Origin of the sequence: Microbulbifer sp. YPW16, from assembly GCF_021290385.1 — a bacterium.
GTDB classification, from domain to species: Bacteria; Pseudomonadota; Gammaproteobacteria; order Pseudomonadales; family Cellvibrionaceae; genus Microbulbifer; species Microbulbifer zhoushanensis.
In genome coordinates this window covers 577,604-597,652 of the sequence record NZ_CP089928.1, presented here as the reverse complement: position 1 = coordinate 597,652, position 20,049 = coordinate 577,604, and the positions used below count along the sequence as shown (strand labels likewise).

The 20,049-nt window shown below is 60.4% G+C and carries 15 protein-coding genes and 5 tRNA genes; 16 read left to right on the top strand and 4 right to left on the bottom strand.

Annotation, left to right across the window (positions count from 1 at the left end; translation table 11 throughout):
* The first annotated feature begins 59 nt into the window (after positions 1–59).
* The 5 genes from LVE68_RS02595 to LVE68_RS02575 all read left to right on the top strand — a co-directional run bounded on the left by LVE68_RS02595 (position 60) and on the right by LVE68_RS02575 (position 6,252).
* A complete protein-coding gene (locus tag LVE68_RS02595) occupies positions 60–3,686 on the top strand; it encodes an ATP-binding protein (RefSeq protein ID WP_232942834.1) in 3,627 nt (1,208 codons plus the stop codon).
* A gap of 170 nt (positions 3,687–3,856) precedes the next feature.
* Positions 3,857–4,309 (top strand): hypothetical protein, encoded by a 453-nt coding sequence (locus LVE68_RS02590; RefSeq protein WP_232942833.1) that lies wholly within the window; start codon positions 3,857–3,859, stop codon positions 4,307–4,309.
* A 153-nt stretch (positions 4,310–4,462) separates the two neighbouring features.
* Positions 4,463–4,933 carry a GAF domain-containing protein gene (locus LVE68_RS02585; RefSeq protein ID WP_232942832.1) on the top strand — a complete coding sequence of 157 codons (471 nt, stop codon included), beginning with the start codon at positions 4,463–4,465 and terminating at the stop codon, positions 4,931–4,933.
* Complete coding sequence (locus LVE68_RS02580) at positions 4,933–5,688, top strand: spermidine synthase (protein ID WP_232942831.1); 756 nt, start codon at positions 4,933–4,935, stop codon at positions 5,686–5,688. Before LVE68_RS02585 ends, LVE68_RS02580 begins: the two co-directional genes overlap by 1 nt.
* A 108-nt stretch (positions 5,689–5,796) precedes the next feature.
* Positions 5,797–6,252, top strand: coding sequence for a hypothetical protein (locus LVE68_RS02575; protein ID WP_232942830.1), 456 nt, complete (start codon positions 5,797–5,799; stop codon positions 6,250–6,252).
* A gap of 68 nt (positions 6,253–6,320) precedes the next feature.
* On the opposite strand, the gene LVE68_RS02570 is transcribed toward LVE68_RS02575, so the two are convergent.
* From LVE68_RS02570 to folD, 3 genes are all read right to left on the bottom strand, one after another.
* Positions 6,321–7,331, bottom strand: coding sequence for a class I SAM-dependent methyltransferase (locus tag LVE68_RS02570; protein WP_232942829.1), 1,011 nt, complete (start codon positions 7,329–7,331; stop codon positions 6,321–6,323).
* Positions 7,332–7,365: 34 nt separating this feature from the next.
* Positions 7,366–8,058, bottom strand: a complete 693-nt coding sequence (gene rsuA / locus LVE68_RS02565; protein WP_232942828.1) for a 16S rRNA pseudouridine(516) synthase RsuA — start codon at positions 8,056–8,058, stop codon at positions 7,366–7,368.
* Positions 8,059–8,164: 106 nt separating this feature from the next.
* Positions 8,165–9,013 (bottom strand): bifunctional methylenetetrahydrofolate dehydrogenase/methenyltetrahydrofolate cyclohydrolase FolD, encoded by an 849-nt coding sequence (folD, locus tag LVE68_RS02560; protein ID WP_232942827.1) that lies wholly within the window; start codon positions 9,011–9,013, stop codon positions 8,165–8,167.
* 387 nt (positions 9,014–9,400) lie between these two features.
* Between folD and LVE68_RS02555 the strand changes: the two genes are divergently transcribed.
* The 8 genes from LVE68_RS02555 (at position 9,401) to LVE68_RS02520 (ending at position 16,474) form a co-directional block, all read left to right on the top strand.
* Positions 9,401–9,477, top strand: a tRNA-Pro gene (locus LVE68_RS02555).
* A gap of 20 nt (positions 9,478–9,497) precedes the next feature.
* Positions 9,498–9,574 (top strand) — tRNA-Arg (locus LVE68_RS02550).
* A gap of 288 nt (positions 9,575–9,862) precedes the next feature.
* Positions 9,863–9,938, top strand: a tRNA-His gene (locus LVE68_RS02545).
* 217 nt (positions 9,939–10,155) lie between these two features.
* Positions 10,156–10,779 carry an adenylyl-sulfate kinase gene (gene cysC / locus LVE68_RS02540; protein WP_232942826.1) on the top strand — a complete coding sequence of 208 codons (624 nt, stop codon included), beginning with the start codon at positions 10,156–10,158 and terminating at the stop codon, positions 10,777–10,779.
* A 317-nt stretch (positions 10,780–11,096) separates the two neighbouring features.
* The gene (locus LVE68_RS02535) at positions 11,097–13,469 is read left to right on the top strand and encodes a DUF6351 family protein (protein ID WP_232942825.1); all 2,373 of its coding nucleotides are present in this window, start codon (positions 11,097–11,099) and stop codon (positions 13,467–13,469) included.
* A gap of 132 nt (positions 13,470–13,601) precedes the next feature.
* Positions 13,602–13,677 (top strand) — tRNA-Val (locus tag LVE68_RS02530).
* Positions 13,678–13,722: 45 nt separating this feature from the next.
* Positions 13,723–13,799 (top strand) — tRNA-Asp (locus LVE68_RS02525).
* A gap of 716 nt (positions 13,800–14,515) precedes the next feature.
* The gene (locus LVE68_RS02520; protein ID WP_233006758.1) at positions 14,516–16,474 is read left to right on the top strand and encodes an acyltransferase family protein; all 1,959 of its coding nucleotides are present in this window, start codon (positions 14,516–14,518) and stop codon (positions 16,472–16,474) included.
* A gap of 122 nt (positions 16,475–16,596) precedes the next feature.
* On the opposite strand, the gene LVE68_RS02515 is transcribed toward LVE68_RS02520, so the two are convergent.
* Positions 16,597–17,577: a zinc-dependent alcohol dehydrogenase family protein gene (locus tag LVE68_RS02515; protein WP_232942824.1), complete on the bottom strand. Its 981-nt coding sequence runs from the start codon at positions 17,575–17,577 to the stop codon at positions 16,597–16,599.
* 224 nt (positions 17,578–17,801) lie between these two features.
* Between LVE68_RS02515 and LVE68_RS02510 the strand changes: the two genes are divergently transcribed.
* From LVE68_RS02510 to LVE68_RS02500, 3 genes are all read left to right on the top strand, one after another.
* On the top strand, positions 17,802–18,167 hold the full coding sequence (locus tag LVE68_RS02510; RefSeq protein ID WP_232942823.1) for an MbcA/ParS/Xre antitoxin family protein: 366 nt from the start codon (positions 17,802–17,804) through the stop codon (positions 18,165–18,167).
* A complete protein-coding gene (locus tag LVE68_RS02505) occupies positions 18,164–18,949 on the top strand; it encodes an RES family NAD+ phosphorylase (protein WP_232942822.1) in 786 nt (261 codons plus the stop codon). The genes LVE68_RS02510 and LVE68_RS02505 overlap by 4 nt, the downstream gene beginning before the upstream one ends.
* 69 nt (positions 18,950–19,018) lie before the next feature.
* Positions 19,019–19,954 carry a 1-aminocyclopropane-1-carboxylate deaminase/D-cysteine desulfhydrase gene (locus LVE68_RS02500; protein WP_232942821.1) on the top strand — a complete coding sequence of 312 codons (936 nt, stop codon included), beginning with the start codon at positions 19,019–19,021 and terminating at the stop codon, positions 19,952–19,954.
* Positions 19,955–20,049: the final 95 nt, after the last annotated feature.

Sequence of the window (20,049 nt, the reverse complement as noted above, 5' to 3'; positions counted from 1 at the left end):
CCCTGCAGGGCACTATTCAGCATCAACGCTCTGTTCAGGCACTGGCGCCAGATAAAAATATGTTTCTAAAAAAACTGATACTGATTAACTGGGGCAATATCCCGCAACTCGAATACGACTTCGGGCCGATCAATCTTTTTTCCGGGGGCAATGGTTCCGGCAAGACCACCGCTGCCGATGCCATCCAGACCCTGATGACGGCTGCCCACGACACCCTGTTTACCTTCAACCCGGGCCAGGATGAAACCACCCAGCGCGGGCGAGGCGGCAAGCAGGTGCGGACCCTGGCTTCCTATGTGCTGGGTTGTGACGATGGCAGCTATGCGCGCCTGCAACCCACCGATTGCTACATTGCCGGAATTTTCCACCCTACTGAGGGTGAAGACGGTGAGCCGTTTACCGCGGTGATGGCAATTCGTGCCCACCTGGACAGGAGCAGCCGCCCGGCCCAGGCGCGGCAGGATGACCTGCGCTTCTTCCTTTTCCCCGGCGAGCAACTGGCCATGGGGGACTTTGTCCGCGAGTACAAGGACGGCAAGCACCTGGTCCCGCTGGACAAGTTCTACCCGGTGCTGGGCAAACAGTTCGGCAAGGTGGAGCAGTACGACAAGAAAAAGGCTTACCTGCGTCGTCTCTATGGCGCGCTGCGGGGGCGCCGGGATGCTGTCCCGGATCGGGAGGCCATGCATGCCGCGCGTACTTTCGCCAACTTCATGGCCTACAAGCCGGTCAAGAGTATCAATGACTTTGTCGCCCGGGAGGTGCTGGAAAAGCGCGACCTGGGGGAGGCCATCCGCTCTGTCTCGGAGCTGATGAAAACCATTCATTCCATGGAGCAGGAAGCGCGCCAGATCGTCGATCGTGTCGCTTCCCTCGACCAGCTTGCCCAGTGTGCCGGGCTCTACCGTGAACAATGGCTGGAGCTGCGCCTGCAGGAGTACCGGCGGGCGCGCCATCGTCACGGGCGGGTGCAGAAAACCTACCTTGCCGGTAAGAACAGCCAGCAGCAGCTTCAGGCGCAGCAGCGGGATAACGAACGTGAAACCCGGGTGGCTGCGGAGCGGGTCGAGCAGCTGGGGCAGCAACTGGTGGAACTGCAGGCACAGCGGCTTGGCGTCGGCGCACTGCGGGACAAGGACCAGCTGGAGCAGCGTATCGAGCGCGCGCACCAACAGCTCTCCGGTCTCGGGGCGCCACTCTCGGCCCAGGAGACGCGCTGGCAAGGCAACCGTGAGGCCGCCGGCGAGTTACTGTCGCTGTTGAACGGTTCCGCCGCGGAGCTGGAGCTGCCGGCGCTGCGCGATCCTGCGCTGGTGAAAACCATCAAACAGGTCGCCCGGGAGGAGAGCCTGCCCGACCTGCAGAAGTTGCTGGGCAAGGACTGGATCGACCTTGCAGCGCTGGAGCCGTTGCGGGAGGGGGCCGCCTCCATCGAGGTATTGCACAATCGGTTGTGTTCGCTGCTGTCCGGTTCCGGTTCCGCCGAGGTATCCCTGCGGGAGGAGTTGAACCAACAGGTTTCCCGCTGGGAGCTGCGGGTCCAGCAGACACGGAAGCAGTTGCACCAGCAGGAAAACCGTATCCAGCACCTGCAGGCCAATCGGGTGCGCTACCCGCAGTCGGTTGAGCTGGCCCTGGCAGCCATCCGTGAGCAGTGCCCGCAGGCTGATCCCCGGGTCCTTTGTGATTATGTGGAGATCATCGACGAACGCTGGCAGATGGCGGTCGAGGGTTACCTGGGCGGTGCCCGCTTTGCGATCCTGGTGGAGCCGGAGCACGAGGCCACGGCGATCCGAATCGTGCGGGGCCTTTCCGGCCGTGGCAGCCGGGCCCGTGTGATCCAGGGGGACAAGGCGCGTCGCGACGCCGAACGCGCATCCACTGCCCAGGGTTCGATTGTCGACCTGATGGCGTTCAGTCATCGCACGGCGGAGGACTACCTGCGGGCATCCTATGGTTCCGTGCTGCAGGTGCGGGATGCTGAGGAGCTGCGCGGTACCCGCCGGGGCCTGACGGCCGACGGTCTAGCCAGTGGCAGTTACTCCATGTGGCGCTGCGATATTGACGAGGGCGAACTGGTATTCGGCCAGGGCGCGCGGGCACGGGCGCTCGCTGCCCAGCAGCAGGCCCTGGAGCAGTTGCTGGTTGAGGCGCAGCAGGTCAATGGCCAGCATGCGCTATATCGCCGGGTTGCCCGTTCGGTTCGGGAGCTGGAGGAACTCGACCTGGTGTCCCTGGTGGATACCGCGTTGGCGGCGCAGCGGGACTGGCGCAGCGCCGAAACCGCACTGGAGAACCTTGACCTGCAGGACAGTGAGCAACTGGAGCAGCAGGTGGCTGACCTGAAAGCCCAGCTGCAAGGGCAGCAGCAGGCGCACTCGGCGCTGTTGCAAGCGGCGGGCAAGCTGGAGCGCGACCTTGAGAATACCGCGAAGCAGCTGAAGGCGCTGGCGACAGAGCTGGATGTGCTGGATGAGGAGCTGACGGACAGCGAGGCTGCAGTACGCAGGGTGGCCGCTATTTACCCGGATTTTGACGCCGAGGTGGCCCTGCAGCGCGCCGATGACCAGGTGGCGCAGGCCGGTGACACCTTCGACTTCGCTGCTGAGATCGAGGAATGGCAGGGGCGGCTGGAAAAATACAGCCGCCAGCTGGACCGGGCAGTGATGGACTACAATGCCGCCACCGCGGCTGGCGATACCCTGGTATTCGAGCCGGATCCGGGTGCAGGGCACGGCGAGCCGACCTTCAAGCTGGTCTGTGGCCTACGCGACCAGGTAGATACGCTGCACAACCGGCTGAAGAACAACATGCTGGTGGAGCGGCACGAGCAGTTGCAGGGGCTGAAAAAGTCTTTCAACACCACATTCGTTACCCACCTGTGCCATGCGATTTACCAGTCAATCAACGATGGCAAGCGGGTGCTGGACGACCTGAACAGCGAGCTGGAACACCACCGGTTTGGCGCCGACCGCGAGCGATTCCGTTTCGCGTATAGCTGGGTGCCGGAATTCCGTGAGTACTGGAACTTCTTCAAGGCGGTCATTGAATTGCCGAACCTGGGCGAGGAGCAGAGCCTGTTCGATGCCGACCTGCCGGCCAAGCACCAGCGGGTGCGGGACCGCCTGCTGGATATGCTGCTGACCGAGGACGAGCAGCTGGCCCGCCGGGAGCTGGAGCGCATCAGCGATTACCGTAATTACCGCAGCTACGAGATCTACAAGGAGCCGGAGGGCAAGGAGCCGATCGCCCTGAGCCAGTACGGCACCGGTTCCGGTGGCCAGCTGGAGACGCCGGCCTATATCATCCGCTCGGCAGCTGTGACCTCGGCGTTCCGTTTCAACGAGGGCAGCTCACACCTGCAGATGGTGCTGGTGGACGAGGCATTCTCCAAGATGGATGAAACCCGCTCGCGAGAGGTGATTCGTTACCTGACGGAGACACTGGGCCTGCAATTGCTGTTCATCATGCCCAGCAGCAAGTCGGGGCCATTTATGGACCTGATCTCGAACCAGTTCGTGTTCAGCAAGTGTCCCAGCAGCCAGCCTGTGGGCGAGTTGAACACGCGGGTTTTCGTGGACCGCAAGGTCTGCAACCGGGAGAGAATTGCCGAGCTATGGGCCAATCACCGCCGCACCATCCGCCAGCAGGCGTCGCTGGACTTTATGGAACTGGTGGATGCCTGACCCGGGCCCTGGCGGCCGGGGGAGGGCGACTTTGCGACCGGAAATTGAGCTTCCGGTCACAAAAATCTGCCCGGGTAGCTTGCGGGACTTGCGCTGATTCGCAGAAGATAGCCCCACGTTGATTACATAATTGGAACAGTTGTAATAAAGGGACTTATCGGGGGGATAGTATGCGTTATTTTCCGATTCTGGTGTTTTTCGTACTGGCATTTGGCGGTGCGGCGGTCTTTTACGAGAAAGAAAGCCGCAAGGTAAAGGGTGTCCTGAGCCAGATCACCGACCTTCAGGCGAAGGTGGGCGATCTGCAGGCAGAGGTCAAGCAGCTCCGCAGTGAACTGGAAGCCTCGCAGGTAGCCGAGCGCCGCCGGCCAAGCCTCAGGAATATCTCCCAGGCGAGCGCTCGTCGCTCCCAGGCGACCCGGCCGGCCGAGACGCGCCAGGCTCGCACAGGGCAGTCCAGTGACAGCGGCCTGGTGGCCTCGGATGTGACCTCCGCGGGACCGGCAATCAGCAGGGAGGCCGAGGACGACGAATGGGCCCGCCCGACAATGGACGCAGATGAGTATCGCCCCGAGGGCGAGGCGGATACTGACGCGGAGCCAGTCACCGATCCCTACCAGTAATCCCATTTGCCATCAGCGGCGCCCCGCGCCTTGAAAGCCGTGGCGCCGCCCCCAGATACAGCGCAGTGAGAGGCGCTGTATCCGGGCCGGGAGCATTCCGGCCCGGCTTGCCAGTTGCCTCCCGGACACGATTTCCCGGCTGAGGTCAGACCCATGTCTTCCAGTGATTTCTATTCCTCCCTCGCTGCACAGCTCGAGGGCCTGCTTTCCGGTGAGCGCGACTGGCTCGCCAATACCGCCAATGCCAGTGCGCTCCTGTTCATGGAGCTGCCGGACATTAACTGGGCGGGTTTCTACTTCCTGCATGGGGATGAACTCCGGGTCGGCCCCTTCCAGGGCAAGCCGGCATGCACGCGTATTCCGGTAGGTGCGGGTGTCTGCGGCACCGCCGTCGCTACCGGGGAATCGCAGCTGGTGGAGGATGTGCATGAATTTCCCGGACATATCGCCTGTGATGCCGTGTCGGCGTCGGAGGTGGTGATTCCGCTCTATAACGGTGACCAGTGCCTCGGGGTGCTGGATGTGGACAGCCCCAGCAAGTCGCGCTTTACCCGGGAAGACCTCGCCGGGCTGCAGTCGTTTGCCCGTGTCCTGCTGGCCCAGTCCGACCTGCCCACCGGCTGATGGCCCTGGTCTGGGAGCAGCACCTTGAGGGGAACCATTACCAGGTGCGTAGCCACGGCGCCAGCGTGCGGCTGTACACCAACGGTGTCTTCCATAGCCAGTGGAATCCCCGTGACCCTCTGAAGGGGTCCCTGTGGGAGCTGTTGCTGCTGCCGGCATTTTTCCGTGATGCGCGCCAGCTGCGATCGGTGCTGGTCCTGGGGGTTGGCGGTGGGGCGGTCATTCGCCTCCTGCAACGCTTTGTCGGCCCTGAGCGCATTGTCGGCGTTGACCTCGACCCGGTGCACCTGGATGTAGCCCGTAACTATTTCGGTGCCGGCTCCGGTACCGGCCAGATCGAGCTGGTATGTGCGGATGCCCGTGAATTCATGGCAGACACGACTTCCCGGGCCAGTCAGTACGACCTGGTGATCGATGACCTGTTCGGCCATATCGATGGCGAGGCGCGGCGCACGGTGCCCGCGGATCCTGCCTGGTGCCATCGATTGCTGGGCTCTCTCAGCCCCGCGGGGGTCCTGGTCGGCAACTTCGGCAGTCGCCGTGAAATGCTCGCCAGTGGCTGGCGCTCACCTGGGATACGCCGGGTCCTGCAGGGAAGCTGGAGCGCCGAACTGCCAGGCTACGAAAACTGTGTCCTGGCAGTCAGTCGGGCACCGCTGTCCCGGGCTGAACTGGTTGCCCGTGCGCCCGCCGCCATCAATCCCGCCAGTGCCTCCAACCGACTTCACTGCAAGCTGGGCCGCCTGCGCGGTTAGGTTTGCCCGGGAGCCGGGGCGCCAGGATTTTCACCGTGTCTGATTTGGCGTCATTTACGACTAGCTGTCTATACTCAATGGAAACACGGTCATTTCCGGGGTTGGTGCATGCGTTACAAAACCGTCGAGGATGTTATCCAGGAGGGCAGGGAGTTCCACCAGAAGTTGGCCCGGCAGTATGGGGAGTACGAACAGCTGGCGGGGGATCGCCGGGTGGTCTTGTTACTTGACCAGCTGAAGCGGCGTGAAAATGAAATGACTCACACGCTGGAGGAATTCCTCATGGATGTGTCCCCGGGGGCCCTGCATACCTGGGTTCAGTTTGCGCCCGAGGGGCGGGAGCCTGAATTCCTGCAGCGCCTGCGGCAAATTGACCTCCACGACGCGGACGGCATCGCCAAACTGGCCATGGACATCGATATGTATCTTGTCGACCAGTATCGCGACCTGTTGCAGGATGCGGATACGCCCTCGGCGAAGGACGCCTTCCAGAGGCTCCTGGAGCTGGAGGAGCTGGACGAGCACCACCTGTCAATGAACCTCTACAACCTGCGCGACTACTGATGATTGCCAGCTGCTGGGCAACGCCGGTAATCGGTGAGTCGCGGTGATGGGATAATGTGCGGGAGTGGCTAACGTGCCAGCCGGAAGGTACGGAATCCATCCCGATGTTCCAGGGGCGTAATCCCGCTAAAGTAGGCAGTCGCCTTTTTTTGCAGCGGAATAAACTCGTTCACCACGAAGAGTGCCATACCGTCACTCTTCAACAGGCGCGCCGCATTCTCCAGGAAGCGCCCGGTGAGATCACCCTCTACCTGGAAACCCTGGTGGAAGGGCGGGTTGCAGATCACCAGGTCGGCGAACCCGGACTGCAGGTCCCGGCCGGCATCGGATGGGGTTACAACGCCGGCAATTCCCGCTTCATGAAAGTTGCGTTCGCACGCGACCAGCGCAGCGGCATTATTGTCTGTGGCGGTAAAATGAAACTCACCCAGCTTTGCCAGTTGGCAACTCAGGTAGCCGTAGCCACACCCCAGGTCAACGATATTTGCACCGGGTCCGGGCAGGTGGGTAAGGAACTGGGCAGCCAGCAGGGCACTGCCCCGGTCAATTTTGTTCCAGCCAAACAAGCCCGGTTTACTGTACAGGCCTGCCAGCGAATCCAGCTGGCGTAAGCGGGGATAGTCCTGGTCATCGAGCAGCTCTCCGCCGTCATGGTGTAAAACCAGTGTGCTGGTGTATTCCTGGCCGTGTTTGTCCAGGTTCTTGCCACAACCAAGTCGAGCCGCAGCCTTCGTGGCATAGGTCTTGATCCCGCTTTGCTTGCCTCCCAGTAGAACGAGCTCACCGCCCTCGCCAAGGATCCGGGGAACGCAGTTGATGATGTGGTGCACCACGGCTTTTTCCTTGGAAACCGGGAAAACGACCCGGCGGTAGTGCCGCCCGGCCTCCGTGAAATGGAAGTCACTGAAGAAGCTGCGATTGCAGCGACCGTCTGCGAGGTGGGCGATATCCCAGCGGTTGGTGATCAGGTCCCCCGCAAAAGTGAAACCGGCCTGCAGCAGGGCCTTACTGTTTTCGTCTGCGATCCACAGGGTCTCGCGTGGATTTTGCTGTAGCAGCTGTTGGAGCAGGTGTGGCATGGATTTCAGTATTATTCCCTGTTCCCGGCAATAGTCACTTCACCGAGCTGATTTCTTCCGGGGTCAGGGAGCGGTAATCGCCCTCGACCAGCTCCTCGTCCAGGACGATATCGCCAATACGTTCCCGGTGCAGTTCCAGCACCCGGTTTCCCAGCGCCGCGAACATGCGCTTGACCTGGTGGTAGCGCCCCTCGTTCAGCGTGACCCGGGCCTCGTTGGCAAATAGGATTTCCAGCCTGGCGGGACGGGTACGTTTTTTCTCGCTGTCTAGCCACAATCCCTTTTCGAATTTGGCGACTGCGTCTTCCTCTATGCGATCGGCCAGGTGCGCATAATAGGTTTTGTCGCAGTGGTGGCGCGGGGAGGTGATCCTGTGGGACCACTGGCCATCGTCGGTGAGCAGCACCAGGCCGGTGGTGTCGATATCGAGCCGGCCGGCAATATGCAGCTGGTGCTTGTTGGGCTCGTCGATCAGGTCGAGCACGGTGGGATGCTCGCTGTCCTTAGTGGCGCAGACGTAACCGAGGGGCTTGTTCAGCATAAAGTAGCGAGGGCCCGGCTCACCGACGGTTTCGCCGTCGAGGCAGATCTCGTCGGTTTCCGCGATCTTGGTGCTGGTGTCGGAAACGGGTTCGCCGTTGACGGTAATGCGCCCGGCGCGGGCGGCACGTTTCACATCGGCGCGGGACAGGTCGGTAACCTGGCTGACGGCTTTGTCGAGTCGCATGGGAATGATATCTCCCTGGTCCTCCCGGTGAGGGAGGTTTCAGTCAGTGATGTGGGCTTTGCTCCCCCGGTGCCGCAATGCCCGCGGGGGAGCGTAAGGGCACGGATCAGCGCCCGATCTTGCGCTCACCGGAATCAACAGACTGGTAAATCAGGGTATTGATGGTCATGGGGCCGACACCGCCGGGCACCGGCGTATAGGCGGCGACCCGGTCGACCAGCGGGGCAAGTTCGATATCGCCCAGTCCGCCCGGGTGGTAACCGGCATCCACCACCACGGCGCCGTCCTTGATCCATTCCGCCTTGATAAACTCCGGCCGTCCCACCGCACCGACAATGATATCTGCCCGGCTGATATGTTCCGCCAGGTCCTGTGTACGGGAGTGGCAGATGGTGACGGTGGCGTTGGCATTCAGCAGCATGGCGGCCATCGGCTTGCCCAGGATCGGGCTGCGACCCACCACGACAGCGTGCTTGCCGGCGATGTCGATCTCATAGGCTTCCAGCAGGCGCATGATGCCCTTGGGAGTGGCGCAGCCATAGGCTTCCTCGCCCATGGCCATGCGGCCGAAGCCGAGGCAGGTCACCCCGTCCACATCTTTGTCCAGGCTGATGGCATCGAAGCAGGCCCGCTCATCGATCTGCTCCGGCACCGGATGCTGCAGCAGGATGCCATGCACGTTGTCGTTGGCGTTCAGTTCTTCGATCTTGGCCAGCAGTTCTTCCGTAGTGGTGGAAGAGGGCAGCTCTACCTGCATGGAATCCATGCCGATGCGCCGGCAGGCGTTACCCTTCATCTTTACGTAGGTGGCGGAAGCGGGATCATCACCTACGAGGATGGTGGCCAGGATAGGGGTCTGGCCCCCGCTCTTTTCCTTCAGGGCCGCCACGCGGGCCGAAAGCTCTTCCTCGGTCTTCTGTGCCAGGGCTTTGCCGTCCAGAACCAGTGCAGACATACAGTATTCTCAACTTAACCGTCAGTGCGGGACCGCTGGTGGCGGACCCGCTTGGGAAATCATCCGGACGCCGCAGTCTGCAGGATAATAAATGGCGTACCTGCAGGGGCGCCGGGCTCAGGGCGCGCTATTTTCGCACAGGCCGAGAATAATTTCGCCATGTGGTCACCGTTCCCGGCTGCGGTCGCTGGTCATCGGGTAAACTTCTGCAAAAAGAATAGCTTAGCGGCGTTGACTCCCCCGGGGGGTGTCAGTATTATGCGCGCTCTCGCAGGGGAGGCGGCAGCTGACCGGTGAGATTCGGGGCATTTTTCGGGCCCGAACAGCCTGCGAGTCGGGCTGGCGCAGGCCCGGGTTGTTGCTCCGTGATACAGTTAGATGATGTATCGGGGCATAGCGCAGTCTGGTAGCGCGCCTGCTTTGGGAGCAGGATGTCGGGGGTTCGAATCCCTCTGCCCCGACCAGACATAGACCGGGTTTCCTTGCGCCCGTAGCTCAGCTGGATAGAGCATCCGCCTTCTAAGCGGATGGTCGCAGGTTCGAGTCCTGCCGGGTGCGCCAACCTTTAAAAGGTGGTCATAGTCAGGCAGTCTCGACTTAGTCCGCTGCCGGATTGTAGTTGCAGGACTATTCCGGCTGATCGGCGCCGAAGCAAACGCGAAGCAGTGCTTCGCAGGCGTTTGCAGCGGCCCTGCCGGGTGCGCCAACCTTTAAAAGGTGGTCATAGTCAGGCAGTCTCGACTTGGTCCACTGCCGGATTGTAGTCGCAGGACTATTCCGGCCCTGCCAGGCTTCGTGCCAGGGCAGGTTCAGCGTTGCCACAAGACGCTGTACATAGCACTTTCAATGGTGGCCGTAGCTCAGTTGGTAGAGCACAGGATTGTGGCTCCTGAGGTCGCGGGTTCGATCCCCGTCGGCCACCCCATATTTTGCCTCCTCCCGGAGGCGCGAGAAAGCCCCGCTTATAAGCGGGGCTTTTTTGTATATGCCGAAATCGATGGCGGTAACTTTTGCGCCAGCCGGCGGGATACAGGATAATGGGCATCTCGCGGCGGCGGCTGTGACCGCTGGTCCGCAATCTGGATTAATTCACCCTCGCGCTTTAGCGGGGGTTTTGTTTAACGGGAACAGGGGACATTTTGGTGACGGTATCTGCAGAGCCTAAAGCAACCAACGTACACTGGCATCATGGCGAGGTGAATCGCCAGGACCGCGCGAGCATTCTTGGCCACAAGGGTGTGACCCTGTGGTTCACCGGACTGTCCGGTTCCGGCAAGAGTACCGTGGCAGTGGCGCTGGAGAAGGCCCTGGCCGCCCGCGGTGTCCTGAGCTATCGCCTGGACGGGGACAACATCCGCCTCGGGATCAACTCCAACCTGGGCTTTTCGGCGGAAGATCGCGCCGAGAATATTCGCCGGGTGGGTGAGATTTCCCGCCTGTTCGCCGACAGCGGTGTGGTTGTGCTCAGCAGCTTCATCAGCCCCTATCGCCAGGATCGGGATATGGTGCGCCGTATCCACGAGGAAAATGACCTGGAGTACCTGGAGGTATTCGTTGATTGCCCGCTGGAGGAAGCGGAATCCCGCGACCCCAAAGGCCTGTACAAAAAGGCCCGGGCGGGTGAGATCAAGGGCTTTACCGGCATCGACGACCCCTACGAGGCGCCTGAGGCCCCGGAGCTGCACCTGCGCACGGCCGAGATGACCCTGGAGCAGGAAGTTGATGCCATCATCAAGAACCTGCAGGAGCGCGGGATCATCGTCTGAAGATGATCGCGCGCCGGGCTGGCCTCCCATAAAGGGCCAGCCCGGTTAATTCTTCGAAATCCCAGTTATCCGCCCCCAGCTGTTCCCAGAATATCCTTTCCCATTTCCTGCGTAGCCAGCAATAACCCTGTTGCCGGTTTCCCTGCCATGGTTCCAAACCGGGTGTCGGCTCTCTCGTCGTAGGTAATTGTTGTTGCGCCCCCCGTTCGTCTCTCTCCGCACTGTCGTTGATGGGAACGCCATCTGTCCGGATGGTCGGGTTTTCCCTTCTTATACTCATGCTGTACCAAAAGGAAGTTCGCTGAGCGGAGGCGATTATGCAGGGACGGAGAGCAAGGATTCTCTCTGGGGTAGGGCTCGCGCTGCTGGTTGCAGTGGCGGCTGGCGGATGGTTTTTTATCGATCGCCTCCCGCATATTCCCGATACACCCCCGGCCCCGGTCGTGGGAGTGCCGGATGGCGCACTCGAGCATGCCCCCACACCGGCATATTCCGGACCGCACCCCCGCACGACAGAGCGACCACCCGAGTACTTTCCCTTCCCGATCAGTATTGGCGAGATAGGACCCGTTGAGACGCTGTTTTCCGGGCCTTCGACCTATCCCTTCTACTGCGGCATAAACAACGTGACCAACCGCCAGCCTTTAGTGGATAACCATGACCGGGAGGGGGTTCCTGTATTTGCCCTGGACGAGGAGGGCAAGCGGACAGATGAAGTGATCGGCTACAGCAGGGACTGCAGTCACCCCACACAGGTTGCCTATTATTATCGGAGCACGGAAGACGGCGATTTCCACCCGCTTGAGGCGGCGAACGGGGACATCGACCAGGTGACGGTCAACGGGCGCTCGGTCGATTTTGTCGTGCGGCTCGAGACCGGGACCATCAATCGTTTTTTCTATGCCATCGCCGCATTGAGGGGGGAGGGTGAAACTGCCGGCAAGCCCAACCCTGCCAACTGGAATCGACGGCTGATCTACCAGTTTCGTGGTGGCGTTGGGGTTGGCCGGCGCCAGGGGGATATCAGCAAGGGTGACATTGTCAGTCGCCGGGCCGACCAGTTGGCGCGCGGCTACGCCATTGTCTATTCGTCCGGTAACCAGACCAGTAATCACTACAACATCTGGCTCGCAGAGGATGTGGCCCGCCGTCTCAAGCAGCAGTTTGTCGCGCTATATGGAAAGCCGCTGTATACGGTCGGTGTTGGTGGTTCTGGTGGTGCGATCCAGCAGTATCTCTTTGCCCAGAACGCCCCGGGGCTGATCGATGCGGCGCTGCCGCTTTACTCCTACCCGGATATGGTCAGCCAGACAATTTACGTATTCGATTGCGAGCCACTGGAGTACTTTTTTGATGTGGTGGATGCGGAGAATCCCCGCTGGAGACAGGTCACGGAGCGTTCACTGGTGCAGGGGCTGCCGGCCAGCCGGGAGGTCACCAGTCGTTTCCACGTACTGGAGACAGCGGCCGCATTGTTCGATGGGAGATACCGCACCGGGCGGGATGGCACCACCGAGTGCACCCAGGGCTGGCGGGGGCTGGTGCCGCTGGTTAACAACCCCAATTTCGTGCACTTTATCAAGAGCTATGCGGATGATGTCGCGGAGCAAACACACTGGTCCCACTGGGAGGACCTGCGGGCATTCTATGGTGCCGATGAAACCGGTTATGCCAACAGCGCCTGGGACAACGAGGGCGTCCAGTACGGATTGGAGGCATTGCGGTCTGGTGACCTGTCGATGGACACCTTCCTGCGGATGAACGCCACGGTGGGTGGCTGGAAGGCCCCTGAAAACCAGGGCGGGGAGAAGCTGTGGTTCCTGAATGGGCGCGTGTTCCCGATGGAACTCTCCGTCTGGAGCGAACACAACATGAACCTGGGTAGCCTGGATAATCCTGCGCCGCGATCCCGCGCCAGCACGGCGGCAATCGAGGGTATTTACCGGTCCGGCCATGTTTTCCTGGGTGATGTGGAAATCCCTATTATCGACCTGCGTCACTACCTGGATGACGACCTGGACATGCATCACAGTGTGGCCTCCTTTTCTGCGCGGGAGCGCATCCGGCGGGCCCGCGGCCATGCGGATAACCAGCTGATCTGGACCAGCCACAAGGACTATACGCCGCTGGATGAGGCCCTGGATACCATAGACCGGTGGATGCAGAACATCATCGACAGCCCGCAACTCGGGGTTGCCGCAAACCGCCCGGTGGATGCCAGCGACCAGTGTTTCGATAGCCAGGGCAATGTGATTGCGGCGGGGGAGGGTGTCTGGGACGGGGAATGGAACGGCCGCCCGGCAGGTGCCTGCATGCGGAAATACCCGATTCATAGCACTCCGCGCCAGATGGCTGGTGGCCCGATGACGGATGACGTATTCAAGTGTCGCCTTCAGCCCGTTGCGGCAGCGGTTGAGCGGGGGGTATACGGTGGGGCAACCGAATCCGTCGCCGAGCGGTTGCAGGACCTGGAGCGGGTGTTCCCATCCGGGGTGTGTGACTACAGTGCGCCAGACCTGGCCCGCCCCGAAGAACAGCTGATACCCGGCCGGACCCCGGTTTCGATCGCGGGCCACATGATCCTGCCGGACTACCGGCAGCCAATCCAGCGCTTTGCCGGGGACAAAGAAGACGCCCCGGACCCTGTCACCCCCGAGCCGGTGGCCCTGCCGGCCAGTAACAGCGATTGAGGCCGGCACTGGTATACCCCAAGTGCCGGAAATGAAAGGAAAAAGATGCAAATTGTGGCGCGGAATTTGTTGACAGGGCAGCCCAATCGGGTATGATTCGCGTCGCTCGAGAGGCACAGCCCGGAGCAATACGGGTGGTTAGCTCAGTTGGGAGAGCGACGGCCTTACAAGCCGTAGGTCACAGGTTCGACCCCTGTACCACCCACCATCTCTCTGGCAGTAGCCTGCAAAAATTGAGAGATGCGCCTACCGCGGACCGGTAGTTCAGTTGGTTAGAATGCCGGCCTGTCACGCCGGAGGTCGCGGGTTCGAGTCCCGTCCGGTCCGCCATATACGAAAAAGGCCCACACGAAAGTGTGGGCCTTTTTCGTATATGGCTGATCGTCGTGACAGAGCCCCCGTTCGACAAAATTGCCAGGAGCAATTTTGGACGCCGAAGGCGCCCGCAGGGCGAGGGCCATGGATGGCCCGAGTCAGTCCCGCAACTGGAGTTTCAGTTGGCAGGGGCGTTCTTCGAAAGTGTGGGCCTTTTTCGTATATGGCTGATCGTCGTGACAGAGCCCCCGTTCGACAAAATTGCCAGGAGCAATTTTGGACGCCGAACGCGCCCGCAGGGCGAGGGCCATGAATAGCCCGAGTCACTAAATTGCCTGGAGCAATTTTGGACGCCGAAAGGCGCCCGCAGGGCGAGGGCCATGGATGGCCCGAGTCAGTCCCGCCACAGATCTTTCAGCTGGCACGGAACGATCTATCCAAGAGAGGGGCGTTTTTGTATGTGCTGTATCGACGTGCGGCAAAACTCCCTGGAACAGTTCTGCACGCTGCAGACTCATACAGCTCGAGCGTCACGCGCCATGTGGGGCTCGGGTTTGCTTCACCGGTTATGGGGGAGCGGATAGAATGCCCCGGTGAATCATCTATCCCCTTATGGGGAATAACAAGAGACAGGGCCGCTGAGGAGCCAGAGACTGGCAGACCAGGTTGGCTGGGTGGCGCACAAGCCCTGGAAGGGCTGTGGCCAGGACAATAAAAATGGGGGGGCGGCAATGCCTGGTAATGTCCTTGATAGCAATAAATTCAGGCCCGAGATCAACGGGCTCAGGGCTCTCGCAGTTCTAGCGGTACTTCTATTCCATGTCGATATATCCCTTTTCTCGGGGGGATATGCAGGAGTGGACATTTTCTTTGTGATCTCTGGCTACCTGATCACGAGGAATATCCAGCAAAGCATTCATGCGGGAAGCTTCTCCCTTAAAGAGTTCTATATCCGCAGGTTTCGCCGTCTTTACCCCGCCTTGCTTGCCACGGTAACAGTTAGTTCAATACTGGCCTGGGCACTTTTCTCTCCTGAACACCTCTCTCGTTTTGGATTGGAGATTATTTCATCGCTATTTTCCGTATCCAATTTCTTCTTCTGGAGTGAATCTGGCTACTTTGACCTCGATGGAAACCTGAAACCGCTGTTACATACCTGGTCGCTCAGCGTTGAAGAGCAATTTTACCTGCTCTGGCCAAGTCTACTGCTTGTCTTCAGTTTATTGAGGGGAGAAAAGGCAAAGCTGCTTGCAATGTTGGCCATTGGGGCACTTTCGCTAGCGGCGGCTGAAATACTTATTCAGAGGGACTCGGCCTCGGCCGCTTTCTATCTTCTGCCATTCAGGGTTTGCGAGTTCGTGATTGGCGCCATGTTGGTTTTCCTGCCCAGTGCCATGCAACTTCTGGGGGAGTGGCAGCGGCGGCTGGTCACATTAACAGGCCTGCTGTTCATGTTGGTGCCTGTTTTTGTGTTTGGGGAAGATACGCGTTTTCCGGGACTGTTGGCGATGCTGCCGTGCTTTGGTGCAACCCTGGTTATCTGGTCCGGGGAAAACGCCGTTTCCCGTCCTGTGCTCCAGAACCGGGCAGCGCTCTGGCTGGGGAAAATTTCGTATTCTGTCTACCTGGTCCACTGGCCGCTGGTGGTTTTCTGGCTATACCTCGATCCCGAGGGGCTGCAGGCCGGGGACCAGGCCGCAATCGTGGCGTTGTCCATCGGGCTCGGGTACCTAAGCTGGCGCTGGGTGGAGCAGTACTTTCGAGTTGCCAGTATGCCTGCAGGTTCGGCGGCAGGTGATGCGGTGAGAAGAAGCCCGCTGGCAATTTATGCATCCTCTTCCCTGGCTGTTTGCCTGTTGAGTGCTGTTTTATTCCACACAAATAGCGGAATTCTGGCTCGGTCCACCGCGCTCACTGCCGAAGATGTCGCTAATGGTAAGAACCAGCGATATGACCTGACCCGGAAGAGCTGCCGGCTGCATGAGTTAGAGACTTCCGGGCAATGTGATACAGCGGCAAGGCTGCAGACACTGGTAATCGGGAATTCACACCAGCCCGATGGCTATAACATGTGGAAACGGGCGTTCGATACACCAGAACAGAATATCATTTCATTTGGCTCTACCAACACGTGCAATGCCTTCATTGAGGATGCCGGCGCGGATGTTCCCGACAAGCGCAAGTGTGCCGAGCGGTTCAGGTACCTGCGTGATGAAAGCTTTGTCCAGTCACTTGATATTGTTGTCTACAATTCAAACAGGCCATTCGCGCGTAACAAGGATTCCCTCTTCCGCCTGTTTACAGAAATGAAGGCTGTTAACCCGGAAATTCAGTTTGTCGTGCTGGGTGGTTACTTCAATTTGCGGCGTGATTGCTCATACTACATCGGCCAGGCAGGGGAGATGGGTGCCTGCCTCGATCCGGATTACATCACTTATGGCCCTGACGATGAGTCAGAGGCCTTTGCCGCATGGTCTGGCAGTGATGTAGCGCAAGTGCTCCAGCCATTGTATATCAACAAATTCGAGCTGATGTGCGAGAAGGGCGACTGCGCGGAGTCTGTCAATGGTGTCCCCTTTACTTACGACCAGCATCACTTGAGCCTTGAGTTCTCCCTTGCGTTTGGGGACGCGATAGCAAGGGAGTACCAGTTGGCGGGGGACAGTGTTATCAAGCTGGCATCCAGGTAGGTTAAATACTTGCCTTCTGCAATGTCGGGATTGTGCCAGGTCCCGAAGTTCAGTGCCGGGCATGCGTGCAAGAAAAAGCCCGCGGTAGCGGGCTTTTACTGGAGGGTTCCTGGGAGGCAGGTTCAGGCTGTAACGAGTATCTTTCCGTCCCGGCCGCCCTCCGCGGCTGCGGCAACCGCATCCTTGATATCCTTCACGCTGAAAGTGCTGTCGATGGGCGCTTTCAGTTTGCCCGCAATAATCAGCTTTGTCAGTTCACCGTACACTTTCTGCTGGTCCTGGGGGGAGGCGGCCTCGAACCAGCGGGCCAGCCAGAAACCGCGCATGGAAACCCCCTTGAAGATCAGCGCGGTGGGGGAGATCTTGCACGGTTTGCCGCTCATCATGCCGTAATTGACCAGGGTTCCACCTTCAGCCAGGCAATCAGCTATACGGCCAGTGGCGGTATCGCCCACGGCATCGATCCCCAGTTTGATATCCGCCCCGCCAGTCGCCTCCTTGACCCGGGCAGGCAGGTCGTCACCGTCTACCAGCACCACATCGGCGCCCTGTGCCTTGAGAGGCTCCACCAGGGATTCCCGGCGGACAATGTTGACCGTCTTGAACCCGCGGATATGCGCCAGCTGGATCAGGTAGTTTCCCACACCGGAGTTGGCTGCGTTCTGGATTACCCAGTCACCTGGCTGCAAATCCACGAACTCGCTGAGCATCAGTGAGGCCGTCGGCGGATTGATGGAAATCATCGACAGCTGCAGCGGGTCTGCCTCATTGGGGAGGGGAAGCAACTTGTCTGCCGGAACCGTGAAATGGGTGCGCCAGGTACCGATGCCTACCGGGAGCAGTACTGTCTGCCCGATTTCTGGCGCGCTGACGCCTGGCCCGTGTTCGACCACCCGGGCGACCCCCTCGTTGCCGCCGACAGCGGGGAGGGGCGGCAGCATGCCGTAATCACCGGTGAGGGTCAGGACGTCGGAAGGGTTGATGGGGGAGGCCAGGAGCTCCAGGAGCACCTCGCCTTCCTTCAGTTCGGGTGTTTCACATTCGACTGCTTCGATGACTTCCTGCGGTACCGGGCCGCGGGACTGGTATTCTGCTTTGAGCATCTGTTGCTCCTCCTGTTTCGGGTCTCTGGCTTCCGTTAGAACCATGGACCGCAATTTAGTCGATCTGTTTTTGCCGTGACCACTTTTAATCATTGATGGCGCCTTATCACGCAGCTTGATAAGCGTCAGGTCAGGGCGGTGCCGTGGATCCTTGCCAGGGTTGCCAAATGGCCGAAAAGCGGATAAATTTGGTCATATGTCCAGACCAAAACGGAGGGGTGGATATGGCGTCAATGCCTTCCCTGGAGCCGCAGCCGGCAGAAGACGAGGTATTGCTGGAGGCCCTGCTGAATACCGCATCCTACCTGGGCCTGCGCAAGCGCGAGCTGGCCGACATCATCCATATGGATGAGCGTACCCTGAGGCGAAAATCCGGCCTGGCCCCGGACAGTGCCCCGGGCCAGCTGGCCCTGTTGCTGGTGCGGGCCTATCGAGCGGCCTTTGTATTAATGGGCGGCGCGGAAGGGGCCCGGCACTGGTTCGATACCCCCAACAAGTCACTCAATGGCACCCCGCGGGAAATGGTTGTCCAGATTGAGGGCCTGGTGCGGGTGGTCAATTACCTCGATGCCATGCGGGGCAAGGTATGAGCGACGGGCTGGGCCAGCTGATCGACAACAGCCGCCAGCGACTGATGGGCAGGCTTTTCCGGATGGTGGAGTCACAGGAGGATGTCGCTACCCGCAGCCTGGTGGACAGCCTGCAGAAGCAGGAGGCCCTGGAAAACCTGCTCGAGCGCAGTAAGCCGAAGCGCCTGCCCGGCACAGAACAACTCCATTACCTGCTGGCCACGCCTTTCCGCTATCCACCACTGCCCTGGGGATCCCGCTTCGGCAGCACTGCGGAGAACGGCATTTTCTATGGCAGCAAGACCATTCCCACCGTACTGGCGGAATCCGCCTATTATCGCCAGCTGTTCTTCAATGACATGGAAATCCCGCCAGCGGTGCCGATCACCAGTTACCATAGTATTTTCTCCGCCCGCTATGCCGCCGATCCCGGGGTGCGCCTGCAGGCGCCGGACTGGGAGTCGCACTGGGACAGGATTGCCGACCCGGTGAATTACAGCTTCTGCCAGCAACTGGGGGCGCGTATGCGGGCATCGGGAATTGTCGGCATTGAAGCTCCCTCCGCCCGGGCCCGCCAGGCTGGCATCTCGCCATTTCCGCCCACTGACAGTGAGGGCGTCAATGTGGCGCTGTTCTCCCCGGAGGTCCTGCTGCGGCGGGCGCCGATGCAGGAGGCGGAGGTTACGGCGGAAACCGGTGCCGATGGGGTCGCCTTCCTGCTCAAGCTGGGTGACGGCACCGTTACCCATCGCTTTCCCGCCACTGCTTTCCGGGTCGGCGGCCGCCTGCCACAGCCGGCCTGACCCGCGCCCGCCAGGCCTGGTGCGTTCTTGCTCCAGGCCGGCAAAGGAACTTTCTCTCGAGGCCCAGCCATGCTCCCGCGTTACCTGACCCGCTTTGACCCGGACTATATCCGCGGCGTCGCTCGCCAGATTCCATACCAGCGGCTGCAAGGGGGACTCTTCCCGGGTATAGAGGTGTGGATGCGTCGTGACGACCTGCTGGATCCCCTGGTTTCGGGTAACAAGGCCTACAAGCTGCTCTACAACATACAGCGCATGCGGGAGATGGGGCTCGATACCATCGTTACCTGCGGCGGCGCCTGGTCAAATCATATACATGCGACAGCTGCGGCTGGCCGCCGGTTTGGTTTCAAGACCGTCGGGATTATCCGGGGGCACAAGCCAGAGACACCCAGTGCCATGCTTCGTGATGCCGAGCGGTTAGGGATGGAACTCTATTTTGTGTCAAGGGACCAATACCGGCAGCGCCATTCTGTTGAATTCCTGCCAAGGGTCGGGCTGGATGGTCGCAATGCCTGTTTTGTGCCGGAGGGCGGGGCGAACCTGGAAGGCTTTATGGGCCTGAGGTTGCTCGGCGAGGTGATCGCGGAGACCGCTCCGGTGGAGTTCGACCAGGCCTGGCTGGCATGTGGCACTGGCTTGTCGCTGGCCGGAATACAGGCGGGCCTTGGGGGCACGCCAGTCATTGGTCTGCCTGTTCTCAAGGCGGGGAGCTCAATCTTTGAACAGGCCGGGAGGTGGCTCGACCGGTCGGGGTGCCGGCGACGACTGCAGCCGCTTCGAGAGGGATACCACTTCGGCGGCTATGCGCGGATGAAGCCACAACTGCGCCAGTTTATGCAGGATTTCGAGAGCGGCGAGGGCATTCCCCTGGATCCCGTCTATACGGCAAAGTTGGCCTGTGGATTGCAGTCTGAGCTGTTGCTCGGAAAGGTCCCCTCGGGATCAAAAGTCCTGCTGCTGCACTCAGGTGGATTGCAGGGAAGGCGCGGCTATTCTGGTTGAAAAATGTGCAATTACGCGGCCTGACACAGGGGTGCCCGGACTCGACCTGACTGGCGCTCTCCTGCATAATTGCCGATCGCCTCGGCGATGGGATG

Bases quoted from the DNA above. Each gene is read 5' to 3' on its own strand.
- LVE68_RS02510 (WP_232942823.1), top strand. From the start codon at position 17,802: ATGGCGTCAATGCCTTCCCTGGAGCCGCAGCCGGCAGAAGACGAGGTA.
- LVE68_RS02595 (WP_232942834.1), top strand. From the start codon at position 60: ATGTTTCTAAAAAAACTGATACTGATTAACTGGGGCAATATCCCGCAA.
- LVE68_RS02500 (WP_232942821.1), top strand. From the start codon at position 19,019: ATGCTCCCGCGTTACCTGACCCGCTTTGACCCGGACTATATCCGCGGC.
- LVE68_RS02515 (WP_232942824.1), bottom strand. From the start codon at position 17,577: ATGCTCAAAGCAGAATACCAGTCCCGCGGCCCGGTACCGCAGGAAGTC.
- LVE68_RS02505 (WP_232942822.1), top strand. From the start codon at position 18,164: ATGAGCGACGGGCTGGGCCAGCTGATCGACAACAGCCGCCAGCGACTG.
- LVE68_RS02585 (WP_232942832.1), top strand. From the start codon at position 4,463: ATGTCTTCCAGTGATTTCTATTCCTCCCTCGCTGCACAGCTCGAGGGC.
- LVE68_RS02575 (WP_232942830.1), top strand. From the start codon at position 5,797: ATGCGTTACAAAACCGTCGAGGATGTTATCCAGGAGGGCAGGGAGTTC.
- LVE68_RS02535 (WP_232942825.1), top strand. From the start codon at position 11,097: ATGCAGGGACGGAGAGCAAGGATTCTCTCTGGGGTAGGGCTCGCGCTG.
- LVE68_RS02570 (WP_232942829.1), bottom strand. From the start codon at position 7,331: ATGCCACACCTGCTCCAACAGCTGCTACAGCAAAATCCACGCGAGACC.
- LVE68_RS02520 (WP_233006758.1), top strand. From the start codon at position 14,516: ATGCCTGGTAATGTCCTTGATAGCAATAAATTCAGGCCCGAGATCAAC.
- LVE68_RS02580 (WP_232942831.1), top strand. From the start codon at position 4,933: ATGGCCCTGGTCTGGGAGCAGCACCTTGAGGGGAACCATTACCAGGTG.
- rsuA (WP_232942828.1), bottom strand. From the start codon at position 8,058: ATGCGACTCGACAAAGCCGTCAGCCAGGTTACCGACCTGTCCCGCGCC.
- LVE68_RS02590 (WP_232942833.1), top strand. From the start codon at position 3,857: ATGCGTTATTTTCCGATTCTGGTGTTTTTCGTACTGGCATTTGGCGGT.
- folD (WP_232942827.1), bottom strand. From the start codon at position 9,013: ATGTCTGCACTGGTTCTGGACGGCAAAGCCCTGGCACAGAAGACCGAG.